This window comes from Leptolyngbya sp. CCNP1308 (assembly GCF_034932455.1).
In the GTDB taxonomy this organism is placed as follows: Bacteria; Cyanobacteriota; Cyanobacteriia; order Phormidesmidales; family Phormidesmidaceae; genus Nodosilinea.
In genome coordinates, this window is the sequence record NZ_JAYGIH010000121.1 from 1 (window position 1) to 21,182 (window position 21,182).

At 55.8% G+C, this 21,182-nt stretch carries 21 protein-coding genes; 12 read left to right on the forward strand and 9 right to left on the reverse strand.

From position 1 onward, the window contains the following. Positions 1–28: 28 nt before the first annotated feature. Complete coding sequence (locus VB780_RS30900) at positions 29–652, reverse strand: DUF1016 N-terminal domain-containing protein (RefSeq protein WP_323355037.1); 624 nt, start codon at positions 650–652, stop codon at positions 29–31. 88 nt (positions 653–740) lie between these two features. On the opposite strand from VB780_RS30900, the gene VB780_RS30905 reads away from it, so the two are divergent. Beyond that, positions 741–986, forward strand: a complete 246-nt coding sequence (locus tag VB780_RS30905; RefSeq protein WP_323355038.1) for a WGR domain-containing protein — start codon at positions 741–743, stop codon at positions 984–986. 272 nt (positions 987–1,258) lie between these two features. Here the strand turns inward: VB780_RS30905 and VB780_RS30910 are convergent, their stop codons facing one another. The 5 genes from VB780_RS30910 to VB780_RS30930 all read right to left on the reverse strand — a co-directional run bounded on the left by VB780_RS30910 (position 1,259) and on the right by VB780_RS30930 (position 4,477). Further along, positions 1,259–1,528 carry a hypothetical protein gene (locus tag VB780_RS30910; RefSeq protein WP_323355039.1) on the reverse strand — a complete coding sequence of 90 codons (270 nt, stop codon included), beginning with the start codon at positions 1,526–1,528 and terminating at the stop codon, positions 1,259–1,261. Further along, positions 1,521–2,117, reverse strand: a complete 597-nt coding sequence (locus VB780_RS30915) for a ParA family protein (protein ID WP_323355040.1) — start codon at positions 2,115–2,117, stop codon at positions 1,521–1,523. The genes VB780_RS30910 and VB780_RS30915 overlap by 8 nt, the downstream gene beginning before the upstream one ends. Positions 2,118–2,430: 313 nt before the next feature. Further along, positions 2,431–2,697 carry a DUF6464 family protein gene (locus VB780_RS30920; RefSeq protein ID WP_323355041.1) on the reverse strand — a complete coding sequence of 89 codons (267 nt, stop codon included), beginning with the start codon at positions 2,695–2,697 and terminating at the stop codon, positions 2,431–2,433. Positions 2,698–3,284: 587 nt separating this feature from the next. Continuing rightward, entirely contained in the window at positions 3,285–3,461 is a 177-nt protein-coding gene (locus VB780_RS30925) for a DUF4278 domain-containing protein (protein WP_323355042.1), read from the reverse strand. A 317-nt stretch (positions 3,462–3,778) separates the two neighbouring features. Further along, on the reverse strand, positions 3,779–4,477 hold the full coding sequence (locus VB780_RS30930) for a Crp/Fnr family transcriptional regulator (protein ID WP_323355043.1): 699 nt from the start codon (positions 4,475–4,477) through the stop codon (positions 3,779–3,781). Between the two features lie 219 nt (positions 4,478–4,696). Here VB780_RS30930 and VB780_RS30935 point away from each other — a divergent pair, with 219 nt between their 5' ends. Both VB780_RS30935 and VB780_RS30940 read left to right on the forward strand, forming a co-directional pair. Continuing rightward, on the forward strand, positions 4,697–5,494 hold the full coding sequence (locus VB780_RS30935) for a class I SAM-dependent methyltransferase (protein WP_323355044.1): 798 nt from the start codon (positions 4,697–4,699) through the stop codon (positions 5,492–5,494). A 21-nt stretch (positions 5,495–5,515) separates the two neighbouring features. After that, entirely contained in the window at positions 5,516–5,848 is a 333-nt protein-coding gene (locus VB780_RS30940) for a cupin domain-containing protein (protein WP_323355045.1), read from the forward strand. A 14-nt stretch (positions 5,849–5,862) separates the two neighbouring features. Here VB780_RS30940 and VB780_RS30945 read toward each other — a convergent pair whose 3' ends face one another. Continuing rightward, positions 5,863–6,258 (reverse strand): hypothetical protein, encoded by a 396-nt coding sequence (locus VB780_RS30945; RefSeq protein WP_323355046.1) that lies wholly within the window; start codon positions 6,256–6,258, stop codon positions 5,863–5,865. A 1,083-nt stretch (positions 6,259–7,341) separates the two neighbouring features. Between VB780_RS30945 and VB780_RS30950 the strand changes: the two genes are divergently transcribed. The 3 genes from VB780_RS30950 to VB780_RS30960 all read left to right on the forward strand — a co-directional run bounded on the left by VB780_RS30950 (position 7,342) and on the right by VB780_RS30960 (position 10,840). Continuing rightward, positions 7,342–8,790 (forward strand): ABC transporter substrate-binding protein, encoded by a 1,449-nt coding sequence (locus VB780_RS30950; RefSeq protein WP_323355047.1) that lies wholly within the window; start codon positions 7,342–7,344, stop codon positions 8,788–8,790. 228 nt (positions 8,791–9,018) lie between these two features. Beyond that, a complete protein-coding gene (locus VB780_RS30955; protein ID WP_323355048.1) occupies positions 9,019–9,873 on the forward strand; it encodes an ABC transporter permease in 855 nt (284 codons plus the stop codon). Positions 9,874–10,024: 151 nt separating this feature from the next. Next, the gene (locus tag VB780_RS30960) at positions 10,025–10,840 is read left to right on the forward strand and encodes an ABC transporter ATP-binding protein (RefSeq protein WP_323355056.1); all 816 of its coding nucleotides are present in this window, start codon (positions 10,025–10,027) and stop codon (positions 10,838–10,840) included. Between the two features lie 109 nt (positions 10,841–10,949). Here the strand turns inward: VB780_RS30960 and VB780_RS30965 are convergent, their stop codons facing one another. Beyond that, positions 10,950–12,998, reverse strand: a complete 2,049-nt coding sequence (locus tag VB780_RS30965) for a LysR family transcriptional regulator (RefSeq protein ID WP_323355049.1) — start codon at positions 12,996–12,998, stop codon at positions 10,950–10,952. Between the two features lie 354 nt (positions 12,999–13,352). Between VB780_RS30965 and VB780_RS30970 the strand changes: the two genes are divergently transcribed. The 6 genes from VB780_RS30970 to VB780_RS30995 all read left to right on the forward strand — a co-directional run bounded on the left by VB780_RS30970 (position 13,353) and on the right by VB780_RS30995 (position 19,645). Then, positions 13,353–15,056: a fumarate reductase/succinate dehydrogenase flavoprotein subunit gene (locus VB780_RS30970; protein ID WP_323355050.1), complete on the forward strand. Its 1,704-nt coding sequence runs from the start codon at positions 13,353–13,355 to the stop codon at positions 15,054–15,056. Positions 15,057–15,206: 150 nt separating this feature from the next. Next, the gene (locus VB780_RS30975) at positions 15,207–15,434 is read left to right on the forward strand and encodes a 4Fe-4S dicluster domain-containing protein (RefSeq protein WP_017301328.1); all 228 of its coding nucleotides are present in this window, start codon (positions 15,207–15,209) and stop codon (positions 15,432–15,434) included. Between the two features lie 111 nt (positions 15,435–15,545). Beyond that, positions 15,546–16,538 carry a HEAT repeat domain-containing protein gene (locus VB780_RS30980; protein WP_323355051.1) on the forward strand — a complete coding sequence of 331 codons (993 nt, stop codon included), beginning with the start codon at positions 15,546–15,548 and terminating at the stop codon, positions 16,536–16,538. Beyond that, on the forward strand, positions 16,531–17,628 hold the full coding sequence (locus VB780_RS30985) for an Mrp/NBP35 family ATP-binding protein (protein WP_323355052.1): 1,098 nt from the start codon (positions 16,531–16,533) through the stop codon (positions 17,626–17,628). Before VB780_RS30980 ends, VB780_RS30985 begins: the two co-directional genes overlap by 8 nt. A 215-nt stretch (positions 17,629–17,843) precedes the next feature. Continuing rightward, complete coding sequence (locus VB780_RS30990; protein ID WP_323355053.1) at positions 17,844–18,566, forward strand: sulfite exporter TauE/SafE family protein; 723 nt, start codon at positions 17,844–17,846, stop codon at positions 18,564–18,566. Between the two features lie 26 nt (positions 18,567–18,592). Then, positions 18,593–19,645 carry a YeiH family protein gene (locus VB780_RS30995; protein ID WP_323355054.1) on the forward strand — a complete coding sequence of 351 codons (1,053 nt, stop codon included), beginning with the start codon at positions 18,593–18,595 and terminating at the stop codon, positions 19,643–19,645. Positions 19,646–19,822: 177 nt separating this feature from the next. On the opposite strand, the gene VB780_RS31000 is transcribed toward VB780_RS30995, so the two are convergent. Next, positions 19,823–20,845 (reverse strand): IS110 family transposase, encoded by a 1,023-nt coding sequence (locus tag VB780_RS31000; protein ID WP_323355055.1) that lies wholly within the window; start codon positions 20,843–20,845, stop codon positions 19,823–19,825. Positions 20,846–21,182 lie beyond the last annotated feature (337 nt).

Consider the following 21,182-nt stretch of genomic DNA (forward strand, 5'->3'; position numbering starts at 1 on the left):
GCCACCGTAGGCGGAGTCAGTGACTCTGTTACGTGAGGACAAAGAGAAGGAGTCTTTGGAGAGGACGGCCTCTCGCTCGGAACGGGCAACTTTCACGTCGCACATAGGGATCCTTGATTAGCTGTTGGGCGAGATCAGACTGTTCAGGCGGTAGGGTGCGTTCAAAATTGGTAACCGCTCCGCCTTGACGCTGGAACAGGTTAGATTCGATCTGCATGACTAAGATGTCACGGCTCCAGCCATTGTCCAGGGATTGCTGAGCGTACCAGATGCGTTCTGGCTGGGCATTGAGCTTGTCGATTAATACTTGATTATGCCGCCAGGGTATTTGTGCAGCGCACCGCTGCACAATTGCCTGATCTGGGTAAGCTTCGGCAAAAGCCCGCATGTATTTAAGGTTGCGCGGTGAAAACCCCTTCATATCGGGGAACTCCCGCTTTAGGTCTTTGGCGAGGCGGTCAATGACCTTTGTCCCCCACCCTTCCTGCTGCTGGCGGACGAGGATTTCCTGCCCAATCTGCCAGTACAGGATGATCAGCTCTGTATTGACGGCGAGAGCTGCCTTGACCTGCGCCCGGCGAATGCGGGTTTTGAGGTCTTTGAGGAAGGCCTCATAATTGTCGGCAGGAAATAGGGAATTGTCTTGCGGCAAGGGGCTTTTCCTTCGTTTGCAGGCACATTATTATCAGGCTAAGACGGTAACGAGCCATAGGGCTTTGTTGATCGGGAGCGGGGAGTCTATGACCCAGCCGAGCTATGACTTAACCCAATGGCAGGAGATGTTCTGGCAGCGGGGCGATCGCTATTACTGGTGCGCCCTACGCCAGAACCTATTCGGTGAGTGGGTCTTATTACGCAAGTGGGGTGGCCGCCGAACGGGTAAGGGTGGCCACTGTGAAACCCCATGCGCTGACCTTGAAGACGGCAATCGGCTGATGCAGGATGTTCTCAAACGCCGTCGTCGTCGGGGGTATGTACAGGGTTAAGATCAGACATTCGCGGCATGGTAGTCAGACAGCTGCTACCTGGCTACCTATAGGTGATTAAGCGATTAGTTGGTTAATCAAACAATCGCTGAGCCGGTATGAGGGGGTGATCCAAATTTAGGGCGATCGCACTTCATAGCTCTTATGCAGCAAGGAATATAGGGCGATGCAGATGAAGCTTGCCTAGGCGGCGAGCGATGCAGACGCGCTCAGCAGAAAGATGGCTAACTGATTGACTGAATAACCGATTAACTGATTGTTTGATTATCCGCTTAAGCGTTATTGCTTTGAGCCCATTGGTCTAATAGTTCGGCCACTAGCTCAGAGAAATCTTGGTCAGTATCTACCAGCTGTCGTTTGACGCGCTTGTTGAGCTCGATGGGGATGTAGGCTCCCACCTGGATGTAGTTGGGGTCAGAGCGCTTGCCAGTGGCCTTGCGCTGCCGTTTCTTCGGTGTGGTCTCCGGCGCTGGGTCTGGGGTCGATTTTACCTTCTCTCGCTTCTGGGCTAGTTTGTCAAACATGCTGGATGCATCAGGCACGGTTCTCAATCTCCTTGGCTAGTGATTCATACTCTCCCCAGGCAATGCGCCCAAAGCGATCGCCCGTCTCATATACAGGCACTCCGGCCAGAGCCGCTTTCTCGTAAGCGGTTAAGCGCCTAATCATTTGATTGAACACTGGAATGCTTAAGCGGTTAAGCGTTTCTTTGGCTTGGGTAGCGGTGCCCTTTTTGCGGCTGTCGACCATCGTGAGCACCACTCCGTAGGAAGTTAGGTTTTGAAGGTTATCGACGGTGGACAACAGGGCCTCTAAGGAAAGGGCATCGGGGGTAGAAGGCAGCACCAGCAGATCGCAGCCTTCGGCCAGGGCCTGTAGCTCATCTTCGTCAGGGTGGGCTTCGGTATCGACAATGACGTGCTCTTTGCCTCTGGAGGCTTTAGCTGCCGACATCAGGTCGCAGACCTGAAAGGGCAGTGTCCCCCGTTTTGACCAAGAGAGGGATGAGCGGTTGGGGTCGCCATCGACCAGCAGAGTCTTGTCAGACTGTTTGGCAAAGTAGCAGGCTAGGTGTACAGCGGTGGTGGTTTTGCCAACCCCGCCTTTGAATCCGGCAACGGTAATAATCATTTACTTATTCGATTAATCGGTTAATCAGTCAGTCGACTAAGCGCTTTACTGGTTAGCCGAATTCTATCGCTTAATCGATAAACCGAATAAACGATTAAGCAGTTAATCGATTAGCCGAAACTTTAATTAGTTGGTTAATCAGTTGATTACCTTCCCCGGTTTGCAAGGAGTCATTGGACGTTGTAATGATCAGCCGATGGCTTTCTCGCAGATGGAGGAGGCAAGGCGTTCTTGGCAGGAGGTACAAGCTGGTAAAGCTTGCTGATTAGGAGATTAATCAATTAATCGGTTAATTGGTTAATCAGTTAATTGATTAACCTAAATCCTCTGGCCCCCAAAAGGCCATCCATTCATCCTCTGATGGCCCCCAGAACCTCATCCAGTCAGGCTCTATTGCTGGGGTCTGCGGCGAGCTGCCGCTAGGGCGCTGGGCGACGGGCGTGAGAGACTCAAAGTCGGGGCACCGCCGCTGCTCTGGCCCGGTTGGATGCACCGCACAGACCAGGTAGGAACTGCGCGCGTTAAAACGACAGCTCCGGCATTGCTGCGTAGGGGAGAGGTTGATAGAAACGTTGACCATTGTCAATGCCTAGCTGCTGTTTGCGCGAATCGCCAGGCCAATTTTAGCTCTCACTCCGTTCAGCACCCATTCCAAGCGTTGCCTACGGGACTTTTGGGTTCTGTAAGTGACGGGAGTCACAGTTTACCGAAAGGTTGAGGGGCTTTGGGTGCAGACCAAGTTTTGATAAATATGACCAGGAACTCTGTCTACGACCTTGGGTCTAAGGCATTGTAAGGGAGGCAGCAGCCTCTCCTTCTAACACAGTCAACTTATAGCGAACTCCCTATAACGAAACCGCCCCCGGTGCCTTGTGCACTGGGGGTTATTTAATGGTTTCGCCTTAAAGCACTAGCCAGGTTGGGCAGCCTACTGTTAAATTCACGGGCACTATACCAATGCCTTATCCCCATCGCTCAATTGGATCGTTGGGTATGTCCAGGATAATTGCTTAAGTGATTAATCGCTTAGCTAGAACAGGTGCTCTTTTGCTGTCTCAGGTTAATTGCTTAGCTGATTAATCAACTAAGCAGACAACAAAAAATCCCCGCTGGGAACGGCGGGGATACAGGAGGAATGTTGAGGATGTCTGAGAAGAAGCTGGTGGGCTAGCGAGCGTAGCGAACGCCGCGATAGGTCAGTTCTGCGGGCTGCTGACGTTTAACCACTGTGAATTGCTTGCGGGCGTAGGAGCAGCCCATGAAGGTGGCGGTTTCGCCAGTGATAGTGGCATCAATGGCAGGGGTAGAAGTGGAGTAGGATTTGCCGAGGAAGGAAAGTTGCATAGCTGGGGCTCCAGGGTAATGGGGGCTTTTTGCGAACACATTCATAGTCCCGTGAATCCTCAATTGAGGCGGTGACAGAGGTATTGGCTAGGTAGTGATAATCCTGGAGATGGGGCGTGATGTGAATTCTCTTGGCTATGGATGCAGATCACGGGTGTTGCGCTGGCGATCGCTCAGTTCAGCTTCTAGCCACAGCGGGGCTGGGGATGTAGTCAACGCTGGGGCGCTATCAGGGGGGAGACAAACGGGCGCTGCATGGCTTGTACCACGACCCACTTTGCTGTAGCCGATTTAGTCTCCTAGAGGGCAAGAGAGGGTTAGTCGGCCTGGTGCTGCACGATGGCAGCGAGTCTCTCAGGGGCAAGAATCGTGATTTTGCCCCCACGCTGGTACGTCACAACCCCCTTAAGTTGCTTAAACAGGCGCACACACTCTTCGTAAGTGATGCCAATGCTACGGGCGATTTGGTAGTGGGTGAGGTGCGATCGCAGCCGTTGACCCTCTGGTACCACCTCCGTACCGGCGCTGGCAGCAAAATATTCCAGGTAATGAATCAACCGCACGATCGCCCGTTCTGACACCAGGCCATGCACTCGGTTGTGCAGGTGCTGAAGCCGCTGGTTGAAGATGCCCAGCAGGTGCAGCGCTAGCTCTGGAGCTTCCTGAAACCCCTTCAGCAGAGATTCTCGCTCGATGGTCAGCACCTCAATCGGCTCTATGGCCGTGGCGGTGGCCGGGGCCTGGCCATTGCCAAACATCGCCGGAGCGGCAAACATCTCATCGGCCCACAGCAGCCGCAAGATCGTCTCTTTACCTGACTCAGAGACCTTAGTCAGGCGCAGCGAACCCGCTGCCAGCAGGTAGAGGCAGGCGGGCAGGGCATCACCCTCCTGAAATACGGTCTCATCGGTGTCGTAGCCTGTGAGGCGGCTGTGGGTGGCGAGCTGCGACAGCAGCGGCAGGTCTAGGTCTTTAAACAGGCCAATTTTCTGAAGCTGCTGGGCATCGACCGGCATGGTTGGGGTAACTCAGAGAACGTCGGGCCTTCACTCAACTATACCGATTCTCAAGCCCTATACTGGCCCCATACTGGGCGAGCTGCGATCTCCTGTCAGCCCTGCAACATAAGCATCTCAGGCAAATTGAGCGTCACCTTTTTGGGCGTTTATGAGCTACCTCATGAACGCCTCTAGCCCACTCTGCCACAGTGGAGATATCCCCTTCTGGTCAACGCCATGACGGCAAAACAGCTCAATCTCAAAACTGCTCCTGGCCATGAGGTGCTGGCCGCAGCCGGCAAAAAGATCCTGCGCCCCGGCGGGCGGGGAGCCACGGAAACGCTGTTCACCTGGGTTGACTTTCAACCCGGCGATACTGTGCTGGAACTGGCCGCCAGCTTTGGCTACAGCGCCATCGCCCTGGCCCAGCGCTATGGCGTCAAGGTCGTAGGGGTCGAAAAAAATCCTGAGAGTGTGGCCCGCGCCTGCGCCAATGTGGCAGCAGCGGGCCTGGGCGATCGCGTAGACATCCGCGAAGGCGATATTTTTCACCTAGAGCGCATTCCTGAGCAGTTTGACTACGTGCTGGGCGAGGCGATTTTGTCGATGCAGTCGGCCCCCGCCAAGACCAAAATTTTGCAGGGGGTGGGCGATCGCCTCAAACCCGGCGGCCAGTTCCTCAGCCATGAAATGCTGGCCCAGGGTGCCCGCATTGACGACATTTACCGCGAGCTGGCCACCACCATTCGCGTCAACACCGCTCCTCTGAGCGAGGCGGGCTGGCAAGCGGCCTCTGAGGCGGCGGGTCTAACCGTGCAGCAGCACCAAACTGGCCCCATGGCCCTGCTCAACCCGCTGCGCATCGCCCAAGAAGAAGGCCTGGACACCCTGCTCAGCCTGGGCTGGAATGTGCTTGTGCATCCGCCCATGCGGCAGCGCATTTTCGCAATGCGGCGGGTGTTTACCGAGTACGGCGACGACCTGGGCTACATCATCCTGCGCGCTGAAAAACTGAATGATTCTCCCCAGGGCTAATGTTCTTTCTTCAAGGTCGCTATGACAACCACAATCCTCTCGCTGCAACCCTCCTTTACCCGGCTGCAAGATCACATTGAGTACCCCCAGGCGGGCGTGTTGAGCAAAGTGCTGTTGCAAGATAGCGCCTGTCAATACACGCTCTTTTGCCTGGCGGCAGACACCGAAATTTCAGAACACACCTCCACCCGCAATGCCGTTGTTCAGTGCCTCGAGGGCCAGGGGGTGTTGACTCTAGAGGGCAAGGAAATTGCCCTAGAGCCGGGGGTATTTATTGTGATGCCTGCTAATGCGCCTCATGCCTTGAAGGCGATCGCAAATCTGGCCTTTTTGCTCACCCTGTCGAAGCCCTAGCTCAAGGCCAACCCTCAACAACCCGCGTCACCTAGAACTGGAATTTCTGTCATTTCACCGTTCTGCTGAAGTTGCAGGGTGCCTGCTACCGAGACCGACTCAATTTCTCCTGGTTCACCCAGGGCGACATCGATTTGTAGCTGAATGGCGTCATCTGGGCTGGCAAAGGTTTGCGAGGTTTGTTGTCCATAAAACTCATCCCCCGATGCGGCGATGCGGCGAAAGCGGATAAATTCGCCATTGAGTTTCATCAGGGCTATGGCATCGGCTGACGGTTGAGCCAGCCCGTTAAAGAAGAGATACCCCGGCGATCGCATGCCATCGTCCCGGTGCCACAGCGTCATGCCGCAGCCTCCCCCATCCTGAGCAAACAGTTCGTCAAGAGTAAATCGATCAATGGCTGGGAGCATGGGGTTAGCGGCAGGGGCGCTCAGCACCGGTGACGAGGGGGAGGGGGGCCGGTCGACCACTGGGGTGCAAGCCAAGCCCACGGGCATCATTATCAGAACCAGCAGCAGGGATGGTAGTCGTTTCATCACTGGGTCGCCTCACGATAGATGGCATAACTGGAGACTGCTCGGAACTATCACAATGTATCGGAGTATCGGAGTTTACAGACTTTTGAGGACATCTTCTTGGGCTGGAAACCCTCTCATCCCTGATGCCCGTGAGCTATTTATAACCAATAGGATCCATAATCCAGAGTTCAGGGTGTCGGTTTTTACTAGAAACAATATTAATCAGTGAGCGGAGCACTTTATGGCAATTTTTGAAGGAGAAGGGCACCCTGGGTGTAGCTAGCGAGCGCTTTAGGCGTCTGTAGATGAGCAATTTATGTATTTCTCAAGCGGTTTGACCCTCAGCTAGTGCGACTGGGCATGTTGGCAAAGCGCTATTTTAAGGACGACCCCTGTACCTGCTTATATTAAGCTGCCCTATTACGGCGAACTGCTGGCGCAACTGACTGCTGCCAAAGCGGGACTGTACAGAAGACAGTTAGGAGAATCAGGTGACCTGCTGCGCTGCCTACGCGATCGCCGCGTTTGTCTGTGACATGTTACAGATGAGCGCTGTCATGACTGCGGTGACTCTTGGAGCATCCCTGTGCCACCGTCAGTGCCCATCGGTATTTGCCCATGCTGCAGATGCCCCAAAAGCACTCCTTTACTGGGCGGCCATTGCTGGGCTAACGCCAATGTCAGCCTATTTCTTGACGATAACCAGTCATCTAGACTTTCTTGACTGCGTCAAGAAAAGAGCTAGAAAACCAAGAAAACTTTAGCTTTTAATAAGTGATTTGTATAGACCTAGAAAATAATTTTATGAGTAAAAGACCGAGATAAATCAAGATGTATCTCGGTTTACAATCCCCAACTAAGCTTGATGGAATAAATGGCTTCAGATGAGTTGATGTAGGTAAATCTATGCGCCACTTACTGGGTTGGTCTCGGACTAAATTTGCTTCAGGACTATTAGCGACCACGGTAATTTTTATGGGAGCCTGTTCGTCAGGCGAAGTCAGTTCCAGTGGTGAATCATCTAGCTCAGGTAGCAATTCTGGTAAGGTTATTCGAATCGCGATTGGCACCCAAGATCAGGTGATCAACACTGCCGTGGGCGGGGCCACTGTGCGTGAGCTAGAGCTGTTAGAAAAACACCTTCCCACCGATGGTAAGTATGAAGGCGTTAAGTACGATATTCAGTGGTCTAGCTATACCTCTGGCCCACCGATCACCAACAAAATGTTGGCCGATCAGATTGATATTGGATTGATGGGTGATTTTCCGGCAGTGATCAATCTAATCAAGTTTCAGCAGGAAGCCGAAGATGCCGACACCATTTTTATTGGCACTCTAGCCTACAGCCCCAACGGGGCAGGCAATGCGGTCGTAGTGCCTAAAGATAGCGATGCTAAGACCTTAGCCGACCTAAAGGGCGGCACCGTATCTGTTCCCTTTGGCTCAGCGGCCCACGGCATGCTGCTCAAGGCTCTGGCGGACGCCGGGCTTGACCCAGAAAACGATGTGAATCTAATCAGCCAGGCCCCTGAGGTGGGCGGTTCGAGTCTACGCACTGGTCAAATTGACGCCCACGCTGATTTTGTTCCCTTTGGCGAACTGTTTCCCTTTCGCGGCTTTGCAAGAAAGATTTTTGATGGTGCTCAAACTGGAGTACCGACCCTCCACGGCATTACGGTGCGGTCTGATTTCGCTGAGGAACATCCAGAAATTGTCGTGGCCTATTTGAAAGCGGTACTAGAAGCCAACCAGATGTTTCAAGACGATCCAGAGGGTATTTCTGCCCAGATCGAAAAGTGGTCAGGTATTGAAAAAGAAGTGGTTTATATGTTCTTAGGCCCCTCTGGGTTACAACCCCTTGACCCGACTATTGGAGAGGTGCAGGTGAGCGCTCTTAAGAACAGTATTGTGACCCTCACCAGCCTGGGCAAAATCGAAAAACCCGTCAACCCAGAGGAAGTCGTTAACTGGATTGATGAAAGCTATCTGCTCACCGCTATGGAAGAGCTAGGGCTAGACTATGACGAGGTGATTGCTACGGCTGAGGCCTATCAAATTACCGGCGAAGATGCTCTCACTGGCGAAGCGATTGAAGACCCGAAACTGGCGGCTCAGTTTTGGGTGCAGGGGGAGGAGACCGTGACTAACTTTGCCTCGATCGCCAATATGGTCAAAGCCCTGTCTGCTCTCCAAACTGAGGGCCAGGCGGCGGATGTGATGTTCGTTCACGACTACAACAACGGCTGGAAGCTGTTTGCAGAGAACGCCTACTTTGTCAGCAACGGAGACGAGGTGGCGGCCTTCTTAGTAGAGGCCGATGCCCAGACCTACGCCTCGTCCACTGGCGGCCAGATGACGGCCTTTAGGGGGCTGCAAGACCTCTATGCCGATCGCCAGCCCGTGCTAGTCGGTGCTCAGCAGTAGCGGTTTTGGTTCACCCTCGCCACGACAGGGCAACGGCCTTAGGTGACTTCTAGAAAACTTTCTCCCTAATGGTGGGCAGTGCCCACCCTACGGTGGCTTTGACGCCCTACGGCAATGCCGCTGCACCTAGGGGGGCTTTGCGTGGGTCATGGGGAGCAGAATGGCGCAATCTGCTTGCTCTACTGTGGCTTCCAGCTAATACGTATTGATGTGATTGAGAGGCAACCCATGGCGGTTTCGGTTTCACGGGTAGGTAATCCGCGTTGGTTAAGTCAGCTTAGTGATGCGTTTAGTGTCATATTTTTAGCCAACCGTTCGGCGCGGCGGCTGCTGTCTCTGGTTCTGTTTTTTGGGGTCTGGCAGCTGCTGTGCGCGATCAATTTCGACTTTTTCATCAATTTTCAGTTTGTGCCGTCTCCGGTGGAGGTGTTGAAGGCAACGCTGACGTTTTTTGTCTCTAGCCCCTGGGTGCATTTTCGCTCTAGCATCATGCGGGTGCTGATTGGCTTTGGCCTGGCGGCCGGCGCGGGAGTGCTGCTGGGGGTGATGATTGGCTGGTTTGCGGCGGTTGAAGATCTGCTACTGCCGCCCCTAGAGCTGCTGCGCCCGATTCCGGCGGTGGCGTGGATTCCGCTGGCGATTTTGATGTTTCCCAATGCCGAGAGCGGCATGGTATTTCTCACCTTTGTGGGGGCATTTTTCCCGATTTTGATAAGCACGATTAACGGAGTTGAGAGCACCCTCAGCGATACGGTGCTGATGCGGGTGGGGCAGTGTTTGGGGGCTAAACCCTGGCATACCTTCAAAGATATTGTGGTGCCGGGATCTCTGCCGAGCATTGCCAGCGGGCTGACCATCGGCATGGGCAACGCCTGGTTTTGTCTGGTGACGGCGGAGATTTTAGCGGGTCGCTACGGCATTGGCTACATCACCTGGGAGTCTTACGTCACCTCTAACTATCCGCCGATTGTGATGGGGATGCTGCTGATGGGGCTGATGGGGGCGTTTAGCTCTTGGGCGGTGAGCCGAGGCATGGGGGCGCTGATGCCCTGGCGAGTGGTGAAGAAGCAGGGCAGCGCTTAGGGTTTGGGGAAATTTTGAGTTTTAAGTTCTGAGTTTTGAGTTTGATAGCTTGTAGGGTGGGCAATGCCCACCATCATTACTCCGCCATAACCCTTAAATCGCGATTGGCAAAGACTTTTTTGATGCTACTCAAGAGGACAACTAAGACGTGATGATGACGCAGCTAGAGCAACGGCAGACGGTCAAAGGCGCGGTGCAGGTGGAGGGGCTATCGGTCACCTTTCGCAGCCGAGGCCAAGATATTTATGTGCTGAATCAAATTCAGCTGGGCATTAAGCCGGGAGAGTTTGTCTGTTTATTGGGGCCGTCGGGCTGCGGTAAATCGACGCTGCTGAATGTGATTGCCGGGTTTATCAAACCGACGGCGGGCTATGTGATGGTGGATCAGGATCCTGTTACCCGACCGGGGGCCGATCGCGGCTTTGTGTTTCAGCAATATTCGCTGCTGCCCTGGAAGACGGCGTTTCAAAACATTGAGCTGGGGCTCAAAATTCGCGGCATGGCCAAGGGCGATCGCACCGAGCTGGTCCACGACTATCTCAACCGAGTGGGGCTCTACAAGCACCGCAACAGCTACCCGCACCAGATGTCGGGGGGCATGCAGCAGCGGGCTAGCATTATACGGGCCCTGGTCAACTCGCCCTCGGTGCTGCTGATGGATGAGCCCTTTGCGGCGCTGGATGCCCAAACCCGCCACATGATGCAGGAGCTGCTGCTGGATATTTGGGATGACTTGAAAACCACGGTGATTTTTGTCACCCACGACATTGAGGAGGCGATCTTTTTGGGCGATCGCATCTGCATTATGGGGGTGCAGCCCGGTCACATCAAGGCCGAGCTGCCGATTGGTCTGCGTCGCCCCCGCCACTTCGATGACACCCTCTCGGCGGAGTTTGTGAACCTGCACCGCCAAGTGTTCGAGTGCATCCGCGAAGAGACGATGAAAAGCATGGAGGGCTGCCTGTAGGGGCAAACGGCGTTTGCCCTGCCCAATTGACTACTTAACGCCGATATCTGGTAGGGAGCATTGCACTGCAATGCCCCTACAGAACGGTTCATTGCTGCCCACCTACCGATCAAAGCGCTGCGATCGCCCGCTCCAAAAACTCAGGCTGCATCCAGCGATCGAGGTTGATTTGTCCCAGGTGTTCTTGCCCAGCGATCTTCCCCAGCTGGTGGATGTGGGCTTGCAGCCAGTCAGTGCGCAGCTGGGTTTCGGGCAGGTAAACCACATCGGCGCGATCGCTGGTGCTAGATCGCAACGTTTTGCTGACAATCGCGGCATCCATCTTCACCCAGCGGCTGACCAGGGTGGTGGCCATAGGTTGGGTGGCGTACCAATACTGGGCTGCCAGCAGCGCCCGTAGGTAGGCCACGGCAATTTCGGGATATTGTTCGGCCAGGGCGGCGCGAATCACTACTCCGTGGAAGGTGGGCAACCCGTCGAGGTTTTCGTGCAGCAGACGGCGAAACTGGCCCTTGTGCTTGGCAATTTCGTGGAAGGGGGCGAAATAGGCGTAGCCATCGGCGGGTGCGGAGCTGCGACCCGATCGCTGGGGGCCAGCACTGTCGATAGAGGTTAGGGTGACGGCGTCTAGAATGTGGCGGTGGTGGAGCGATCGCATCACCATGCCGTGGGCCGCCGAGCCAAAGGGCACCGCAATCACCCGCCCCGCCAGGTCATCAATGCAGTCGAGGGTCGAGTGCTGCGGCACAATGATGTCGTTGCCGGTGCCATCTAGATTGCTGGCCACAAAGCTAATTAAGCGGGTGCCCGCCGCTGGGGCCGTGCTGTCACCGGGAGCTGCGCTGAGCAGCAGGGGGTAGTCGCCCAGCACGCCAATGTCGATCTGCTGAGCCTCTAGCCCAGCCACAATCGGTGCCCCAGAATCGTAGTCAGCCCAGCGCAGCCGATACTGCACCCCGCTGTAGCGACCCTCGCGCGGTAAAAAATGCTCTAGCAGCCCCAGCCGCTGAATAATTAGCCCAGCGGTCACAGTTTGAATGGTGCGATTTTGGGTACCGATGGTGAGGTTGATCGTCTCGGCTCCGCTGGCGGCACCAGCGCGCACCAAAAAGTTGGGAGCCTGGAACCGGGGCACCATGGAGGCTGGCGTTGTCGTCGAGGCCACCGGCAATGGTTCAAGGAGAGACAGTTTTTTGGGCAGACTGCCCTGGCTAACACCGGGCTGGCCCTGCACCATAGCCACAAACTGGCGAATCGGCTCTAGCCCCAGGCTGCCCCGACCGGCGGGTTGACCTATCAAGCCCAAGGCCCGTCCCAAACGCTTGGCCATCAGTAAAAACAGAGGCGTGCCCAGGGCAAATTCTTCCAGGGGAATGCGGCACAGCAGCCCCGCTTCACACTCCATTTGGAATTCAAAGTCAGAGACAAATCCCAGGTAGTGCCCCTGGAGCAGATAGGTGCGCATCAAACTGGCCGCATCGACAATTTCCACATGGGCAAAATCGGTGAGATTTAGCCTCAGTTCCTGCATGCGCTTTTGCAGCATAATGCGACTGGGCACGCCATCTGGGGGCAAAACCCATGCCTGGTCAGCTAGCTCTTTTAGACTCAGCCATGGCCGCTGAGCAAGCTGATGGCTGCTGGAGACTATCAGCGAATAGTTAACGGAGCCAATTTCTAGTCCTAAAATTTCGTCAAAAGTCGAAAAACTTAGATCTGAGATGGCAATATCAACTTCGCCCATCTTAATGGCGCGATACAGCGGCTCAACCGCATCAAACTGTGTACACTTGGTTTGCACATCGGGATAAGCCCGCCGATATTCGTACAGCACCGACGGCAGCCAGTTACTTAACACATCCGGCATGCAGCCAATTTTTAAGGTGCTGAATTTTCCTTGTTTGATTTCCTCTATTTCAGCCACCAAGCGAGTTTCTAAATCCACCAGGGTAGGCCCTTCTTCTAACAGATACTCCCCTGCCTGGGTGAGTTCTATACGCCGCCCTAAGCGCCTGAACAGAGGAGTCTCAAGGTCAGATTCTAGACACTTGATTTTGGCGCTTACCGCTGGCTGGGTCAAATTTAGCGTGTCCGCAGCTTCGGTAAAACTTAGACATCGAGCTACTTCTAGAAAAACTTTGAGCTGGTAAATCTCCATATCGCTTTGACTCGCTTAAATTGTTTTAGAAATAGAGTTAAATCTGCGGTTATTCCTCGGCCAATTTTCTCTCTTTCCGATCATAAGAAAAGCAGATTATAGCTTCCTAGGATGTACTCTTAAAAATACTTGAAACGGCAATATAGCTAATCCTATTTAGCTTTTTTATGAGTGTATAGAAGGCTGTGATGGATAAACCGTAGTTATTGCTACAAACTGTATTGATTGACCTTGGGAACCTCCCTTAAGCTACATGTCAAAGGCTCAGAAGCCCAGGGTTAGTCGTTAATTTTTAGGCATTGGCTAGCCTCAATAATTCCATTTCACTGCCGTTTAAACCAAGGACGTGGTTACGTGAACATTCAGTATCTTAAAACTGATTTTCTAGTCGTCGGCGGTGGCACCGCTGGCACCATGGCAGGCATTAAGGCGAAGCAGGCCAGCCCCGAGAGCGACGTGCTGATTTTAGAGAAGGCCAATATTCGCCGCAGTGGCGCGATCGCCATGGGCATGGATGGGGTCAACACCGCCGTCATCCCCGGCAACTCCACCCCCGAGCAGTACGTGCGCGAAATTACCATCGCCAACGACGGCATTGTGAACCAGAAGGCCGTCTACGAAACCGGGCGGCTGGGCTTTGAGGTGATCCAAGAACTGGAGAGCTGGGGCGTTAAGTTTCAAAAAGACCACGAGGGCAACTACGACCTCAAGCAGGTGCACCGGGTGGGCAAGTACGTGCTGCCCATGCCCGAGGGCAAAGACCTGAAAAAAATTCTTGCCCGCCAGGTCAAGCGCCACAAGGTCAACGTCACCAACCGCGTCATGGCCACCCGCGTCATGGTGCAAAACGGTCGCGTCACTGGGGCGGTGGGCCTCGACGTACGCAACGGCAATATGGTGGTGATTCAGGCCAAGGCCGTCGTGCTCTGCACCGGAGCCTGCGGTCGCCTGGGGCTGCCCGCCTCCGGCTACCTCTACGGCACCTACGAAAACCCCACCAACGCGGGCGACGGCTACTCTATGGCCTACCACGCCGGGGCCGAGCTGACCAACATCGAGTGCTTCCAGATCAACCCGTTGATCAAAGACTACAACGGCCCCGCCTGCGCCTATGTGGCCAGCCCATTTGGGGCCTACACTGCTAACGCCGAGGGCCACCGCTTCATCAACTGCGACTACTGGAGCGGCCAGATGATGCTGGAGGTCTACAAAGAACTCAACTCCGGCAAAGGCCCGGTACACCTGAAGATGTACCACCTCGATGACGACACCATCAGCGAAATCGAAACCATTCTGTGGGACAACGAACGGCCCAGCCGAGGCCGCTTCCACGAGGGTCGGGGCGAAAGCTACCGCACCCACGGTGTCGAGATGAATATTTCTGAAATTGGCCTGTGCAGCGGCCACAGCGCCTCGGGCGTCTGGGTCAACGAGCGAGCCGAAACCACCGTCCCCGGCCTCTACGCGGCGGGCGATATGGCCAGCGTGCCCCACAACTATATGATCGGGGCCTTTGTCTACGGTCGCATCGCGGGCGAGAACGCCATGGATTACGTGCGCGATCTAGAGCATGTGGAACCCGACGCTGAATTCCTCGCCGCCGAGCAGGCCCGCATCTACGCCCCCCTGCAACAGCCCGATGGCGTACCCCACACCCAGGTGGAATACAAGCTGCGCCGCCTGGTCAACGACTACCTGCAGCCGCCCAAGTCGCCCAATAACATGGATATTGGTCTACAAAAGTTTGTCGCTTACGAAGAAACCCTCAACCTGATGGGAGCCCGTGACCCCCACGAACTGATGCGCTGCATGGAGGTGCACTTCATCCGCGACTGCGCCGAGATGGCCGCCCGCGCCTCCCTGTTCCGTAAAGAGACCCGCTGGGGCCTCTACCACTACCGCCTCGACTACCCTGAAAAGAACAACGAGGAATGGTTCTGCCACGTCAACCTGAAGAAGGGCGAAACCGGCCACATGGAGCTGTTTAAGCGCCCGGTAGAACCCTACATCGTCGATGTCGATCTCGTCGAAGAAGTCTACGATGTCGCCGTCCGGTAGGGTGGGCACCGCCCACCATCTCCCTGTGCTGCACCCAGTAACCCCGTAGGTTGGGTGAAACGAAGTGCAACCCAACGCCAATCCCCGCTGTTGGGTTCCGCTAGCGCTCCACCCAACCTACACCTCAATTTTTAGCTGAAGGAATTCCCCATGGCCTTAACTACCCAACGGGTTGACGTACCCGTGATCGTCGATGAATCGAAATGCCTCGAAAAATGCAACGCCTGCATTGAGGTCTGCCCTCTCGATGTGCTGGTCAAAAACCCCGAGACTGGCAAAGCCTACATGAAATACGACGAGTGCTGGTTCTGCCTGCCCTGCGAGAAGGAATGTCCCACCGGGGCGATTACGGTGCAGATTCCGTTCTTGCTGCGATGAGGACGAGAGATATCGGTGAGGTAGGTGCATTGCTGCGCGTTGGCGGAGCCTCGCCTTAGCGTTATGTACCCTACTCATCCACTCCCTCACTCCCATCCCCCTGCCGTCATTTTGGAACCCTTGCTCATGTACACCACCGATATGGACCCTGAAGTAGCCCAGTGGGTTGAGATGCTGCGATCGCCCGATCTTGACAACCGTTTGGTCGCCGTCAAAACCCTGCAACACCTGGGCGATGAAGATGCGATCGAGCCTTTGATCGGGGCGCTCTGCGACGAAAACCCCACGGTGCAAGAGATCGCCATCACCACCCTGTGGGAGTTTGCTAACCCGGTTGCCATCAACCCACTGATCGAGTGCCTCAGTTCGCCCCACGAGAATGTGCGTAGCGAAGCGCTGTCGGCCCTCAAGGAGCTGGTTTCCACCAACGACCTGATGAAGCTGCTGGATGTGTTGCAGGTGGGCAATGTCCACGCCCAGCTCAACGTGCTGGTGCTGCTGCGCAAAATTCACGATGCCCAGGCGCTGCCGTACATCATGCCTTTCTTTGAGTCAGAGAACCCCGAGCTGCGGGAGGCGGCGGTGATTACCCTGCGCTACTTGAACCAGGTGGTGCGCTGCGAACCGGCCTTGGCCCTGGCGAAAGATCCCAACGAGGCGGTGCGGCGGGCCACAACGCTCACCCTGGGCCACCTCAGCGACGCTGAGGTAGTACCGCTGCTGTGCGAATTGTTAACCAGCGACCCTGACTGGCAGGTGCGGCGCAATGCGGCCCAGTCGCTCGATATTTTGGCAGACCCAGCGGCAATTCCTGCCCTGGCCAAGGCGATGGATGACCCCGAATGGCAGGTGCGCAAGTTCACCGCCCGCGCCCTGCAAAAAACTCCAGACGTACAGGCTCTTCCAGTGCTGATCAAGTCCCTGGCCGACGAATACTCCGACGTGCGGCGCGATGCGGCCACTGCTCTAGGTAAACTGGCCGACACCAACGCCCTGCCCGCCCTGCAGCAGACCCTCAACGACCCCGATATGGACGTGCGGATTTTCTCCCAGCGGGCCATTGATGCGATCCAGAAGTCTCAGCCAGAACCCTCTAATGTCTAGCCATTCCTCTCCGTTTCATCGCGCTGCTGATGCTCCCGTCGAAGCGCCCCCCAGCGCCGAGGCGATCGCCCGCAAAGCCGAGGTCATCGCCCAGCTCAAAACCCTGCAGGAGCCTACCCTGGGCACCGACCTGGTCAGTCTAGGCATGGTGCGCAACCTGCAAGTCGTAGACGACTACGTCTACCTGCGGCTCTACGTGGGCCGTCACCAGCTGGATTTGCAGCAACGGGTACAGGACACTCTTAGCCAGCTGCCCTGGTGCAAAAAAGCTTACGCCCAGCTCTGCACCATCCCCGGCGTGCGCACTACCCTAGCGGTGTCGAGCGGCAAGGGTGGCGTGGGCAAATCGACCACCGCTGTAAATCTGGCGGCGGCCCTGGCCCAAACCGGGGCCAAGGTGGGGCTGCTCGATGCCGACATCTACGGCCCCAACGTGCCCCAAATGCTGGGTCTGGGGCATTCAGAAGTGCGTGTGATTGATACGCCCGAGGGCCAGCGGTTTGTGCCCCTAGAGGCCCACGGCATCAAGCTGATGTCCGTCGGGCTGCTGGCAAAGGGTGACCATCCCCTCGCCTGGCGCGGCCCGGTAATGCACAAGATTCTCACCCAGTTTCTCCACGAGGTGGACTGGGGCGAGCTGGACTACCTGCTGATCGACCTGCCCCCCGGCACCGGCGACGCTCAGATCACCATCGTGCAAGAAAGCCCAATCTGCGGCGTGGTGATGGTGACAACCCCGCAGCAGGTGGCGGTTTCCGACGTGCGCCGCAGTGTGCACATGTTTCGCCAGGTGGGGGTGCCGGTGCTGGGCCTGGTCGAAAACATGAGCTACCTGCTCTGTGGCCACTGCGGCGAACCGACGCCAATCTTCGGCAGCGGCGGCGGTGCCCAGATCGCCACCGAACTCTCGGTGCCGCTGTGGGGCCAGGTGCCCATTGACCCCCGCATTTGCGAGCAGGGCGATGCGGGCGTACCCTTGCCGATGAAACTGCCCGATGCGCCCCTGAGCCAGATTTTTGGCCAAATTGCCCTGGGGTTGAATGCGACCTTTGGGGTGGCAGCGGTGGAGGAATTGGCAGCGGTTTGTTGATAGATCCACCGTAGGGTGGGCACTGCCCACCATCATTAAATGCCAATTGCCCACCATTGGTTCGGGCAAACGGCGTTTGCCCCTACGCCCTATCCACCCGCCTACCCATCTACCCCTATCCCATCTTCTGGATCCCCGCCGATACCTCACTCCTGACTTAACCTGGTCAATCAGGGGATCCTTTTCTAATGTTTGCACTGGCAGGAGACTAGCCCATGGGCGTCGAGATCTGGCTGATTAGTCTGGGGGTGGTGGCGATCGCAGGCTTTACCCGAGGCTTCTCTGGCTTTGGCTCGGGGTTAATTCTTGCTCCTGCGCTGAGTCTGCTGTTCAATCCGCAGCTGGCGGTAGCGACTATTCTCTTGATCGACATGACGGCCGGGGCTGGGATAGTGCCCGGAGCTGTGCAAAAGACCAAGTGGCAGCAGGTCTTGCCTTTGGCGCTTAGCGCCATGGTGATGGTGCCGGTGGGAGCGCACTTTCTGGCCCTGCTCGATCCAACGCTGCTGCGGCGCATCATTGGCGGGCTAATTTTGGGGTTTGTGCTGCTGCTGTTGAGCGGCAAAAGCCGCTATACCCATCCCCACCTGGCCTTGACCTCGGGGGTCGGTGCCCTGAGTGGTTTTTTGACTGGATTGGCGGGCATTGGTGGGCCTCCCATCGTGCTCTACCAGATGTCTAGCAGCAACTTGGCGGCGGCCAACCGGGCCAACTTTATCGTGTTTTTTGCGCTCATCCAGCTGATTGCCCTGGGGTCTTACTGGGCCAGCGGTTTGATATCGGTGGCGGTCGGGGGCCTATTTATCCGCTTTTTACCGGCGTTTTTCTTGGGACAGCTGCTTGGGCAGCTGTGCTTCAAGCGGGTTGACGAGATACTCTTTCGCCGCTTTGTCATGGGGCTATTGCTGACGGTGGCGGTGCTGGCCTTGGTGGCCTGAGCCAACTCTATAAACGGGTTTAAATTATGAAACTATCTTCTAAAGCTGGCCCAGGGGTTTCTACCTTGGGTCGGGTGACGAGTGACTGGAAAACCCAGGGGCTCTCAATTTTGCCGGGGCTGTTGCTGACGACGCTGATCGCGGGGGTGGCCCTGGGGTTAGATCGCTTGAGCGACCTCCACACCCTCAACCCGTTGCTGATAGCTGTCTTGCTGGGGATGGGCTGGCGACAGTGGGGCGTGGTGCCCGCCACCTATCGCCCCGGCATCAAGTTTGCGATGAAGCGGGTGCTGCGCCTGGCGGTGATTTTGCTGGGCCTGCGGCTGAGCCTGACGGAGGTGCTGGCGGTCGGCCCCTGGGGGTTAGGTCTGGTCACGATCGCCACCCTCAGCACCTTTTACCTGACCTGCTGGCTGGGGCGGTGGCTGGGGGTCAACCCTCGCCTGGCCCAGCTGATTGCGGCGGGCACGTCGATCTGCGGGGCCTCGGCGGTGGTGGCCACCAATCCGGTGATCGAGGGGTCTGAGGAAGATATGACCTATGCGATCGCCACCATTACCGGCTTTGGCACCCTGGCCATGCTCACCTATCCGCTCGTGGGCACCCTGTTGCAGCTTAGCCCCTCGGCCTTTGGCATCTGGTGTGGGGCTTCGGTGCATGAGGTGGCTCAGGTGATTGCCACCGCCTTTCAAAACGGTGACCTCAGCGGCGAGGTGGCTACTGTTACCAAGCTCTCTCGTGTGCTGCTGATCGTGCCGATTATTCTTAGCCTGGGCTGGCAAACCCCTCGCCCTCGCCAGGCCAAGCAATCGGCCCGCCCGCTCCCCATCCCCTGGTTTGTGCTGTTCTTTTGTCTCTTAGTGGGGGTTAACAGCTTGGGCCTGGTGGCGGCCCCTATCAAAGCTGTCGTACTCAGCGGCAACCAAGTTTTGCTCTGCATGTCGCTGGTGGCTATGGGGCTGGAGACTAACGTAGCTAACCTGACCCAGCTCGGCCTCAAGCCACTTTATCTCGCCGGGCTTTCGTGGCTGTTTTTAGCGACGATCAGCCTATCGATGGTTCTTCTCGGCAGTCTTTAGGTCAGACGTCCTCTCTGAGAGAAAGCTGGTGGTCTAGCGAGCGTATCGAATGCCGCGATAGAGCAGTTCTGCGGGCTACAGCCATCCTATAGCTGTAGTGGGCATCCTCCTACAGGCAGCCAACTCCGCTATTCTGACTGATAGGCCTTAAAGTAGCGAAGATACAGTAGTCAGATGTCAAGTTGGCTGAGGCTCTTTCCCGTAATCAGGATCAAACGGCTGTCCTTTCTTCACGACGGCCCAAGCCAGGTGTAGCAGCTTTCGAGCGGCCGCACATCGAGCCACCTTCATCGGTTTACCAGCCTCACGTAGGCGATCGTAAAACGCTTTGATCATGGGATTGCTCTGCGCTGCACTCAACGTGGCGAGGTACAACGCGGCTCGGAGGCGGGCTTTGCCAGTGTGTCCGATTGCGGGCTTATGCCAAACACTGGAGCCAGATTGATATAAGGTTGGTGCCAGACCGGCATAGGCCGTCAAGGATTCGACCGTTTTACTGGTCGTAAAGTTGAGCGTCGTCACCAGTAGAGAGACTGTCGTAATCAACCCGATACCTTTGATGGTTTGCAGGAGCTGAGCGGAGGTCTGCCATTCCTCATTGGTCGTCAGCACTTCAACCATTTCTGACTCGATTTGTTCCACCTGTTTATTGAGCGTATTAATCAAAGTCTCCAGCCGTGACTGTACAGCTTCAATCACGACGGGATGATGTTGGAGGGCATGCAGTTGATTTCGCAACTGAGTACGGACGCTGATCAAGCCTTCGCGTTGCGTCAAACGTTGTTGCAATTGATGGTAAACCGCGGGCGGCGGCACCCAGAGTTCTGGATTCAGCAGGCTCGCGAGTTTAGCCAACGTCTGCGCATCGATCGCGTCCGTTTTGGAACGTTTGAGCAGAGCCTTCGCAAAATAGTGAGCTTGAGCTGGATTGACGACACTCACGCGAAAGCCGAATGCGACCAACGTTGTGACCATGCCAACCCAGTAGCATCCAGTCGCTTCCATCACGACTAGCACCTCGGCAGGTTGATGACCGGTGGCCACCAGTTTGTCACGCAGTTGCGCAAATCCTGGATAGATCTGTTCCACCGTGAAGGCAGCAGTCACCTTTTTTCCAGGTGATAGCCAGGCCACCGCAGCAGTCTTAGCAGAAATATCAATGCCCACAAATAATTGATATTGAGGAACAGCAGAAGACATACTCATCATGACCACCCCACTGAGTAAAGAAACTGACGACACACAGTCCCTGGGCTGTCGTGGTCTTAGCTCGACTTTATCCATTTGGTCTGAAAAGGAAAGCAGCAAGCAGAATTCAGATGAGGGTCTGAGGAGCTTACTGCGATGGAATTTATATCGATGACGATAGCGTTTGCGCCCCTGTTTTCCCAGCGGGTGTGGCCTCAAGCGTTAGAGGGTGTTTGAAAAGTTAGGGCTTGAGTAAAAAAGCTCACTCCGTATAAGTTGCAGATGAATGTCAGCAATGCCGGAGTGAGACGATGAGTAAAGACTACCCCAGCAACCTAACCCGAGACCA

Bases quoted from the DNA above. Each gene is read 5' to 3' on its own strand.
- VB780_RS30905 (WP_323355038.1), top strand. From the start codon at position 741: ATGACCCAGCCGAGCTATGACTTAACCCAATGGCAGGAGATGTTCTGG.
- VB780_RS30915 (WP_323355040.1), bottom strand. From the start codon at position 2,117: ATGATTATTACCGTTGCCGGATTCAAAGGCGGGGTTGGCAAAACCACC.
- VB780_RS30920 (WP_323355041.1), bottom strand. From the start codon at position 2,697: ATGGTCAACGTTTCTATCAACCTCTCCCCTACGCAGCAATGCCGGAGC.
- VB780_RS30925 (WP_323355042.1), bottom strand. From the start codon at position 3,461: ATGCAACTTTCCTTCCTCGGCAAATCCTACTCCACTTCTACCCCTGCC.
- VB780_RS30930 (WP_323355043.1), bottom strand. From the start codon at position 4,477: ATGCCGGTCGATGCCCAGCAGCTTCAGAAAATTGGCCTGTTTAAAGAC.
- VB780_RS30935 (WP_323355044.1), top strand. From the start codon at position 4,697: ATGACGGCAAAACAGCTCAATCTCAAAACTGCTCCTGGCCATGAGGTG.
- VB780_RS30940 (WP_323355045.1), top strand. From the start codon at position 5,516: ATGACAACCACAATCCTCTCGCTGCAACCCTCCTTTACCCGGCTGCAA.
- VB780_RS30945 (WP_323355046.1), bottom strand. From the start codon at position 6,258: ATGCTCCCAGCCATTGATCGATTTACTCTTGACGAACTGTTTGCTCAG.
- VB780_RS30950 (WP_323355047.1), top strand. From the start codon at position 7,342: ATGGGAGCCTGTTCGTCAGGCGAAGTCAGTTCCAGTGGTGAATCATCT.
- VB780_RS30955 (WP_323355048.1), top strand. From the start codon at position 9,019: ATGGCGGTTTCGGTTTCACGGGTAGGTAATCCGCGTTGGTTAAGTCAG.
- VB780_RS30960 (WP_323355056.1), top strand. From the start codon at position 10,025: ATGATGACGCAGCTAGAGCAACGGCAGACGGTCAAAGGCGCGGTGCAG.
- VB780_RS30965 (WP_323355049.1), bottom strand. From the start codon at position 12,998: ATGGAGATTTACCAGCTCAAAGTTTTTCTAGAAGTAGCTCGATGTCTA.
- VB780_RS30975 (WP_017301328.1), top strand. From the start codon at position 15,207: ATGGCCTTAACTACCCAACGGGTTGACGTACCCGTGATCGTCGATGAA.
- VB780_RS30985 (WP_323355052.1), top strand. From the start codon at position 16,531: ATGTCTAGCCATTCCTCTCCGTTTCATCGCGCTGCTGATGCTCCCGTC.
- VB780_RS30990 (WP_323355053.1), top strand. From the start codon at position 17,844: ATGGGCGTCGAGATCTGGCTGATTAGTCTGGGGGTGGTGGCGATCGCA.
- VB780_RS30995 (WP_323355054.1), top strand. From the start codon at position 18,593: ATGAAACTATCTTCTAAAGCTGGCCCAGGGGTTTCTACCTTGGGTCGG.
- VB780_RS31000 (WP_323355055.1), bottom strand. From the start codon at position 20,845: ATGTCTTCTGCTGTTCCTCAATATCAATTATTTGTGGGCATTGATATT.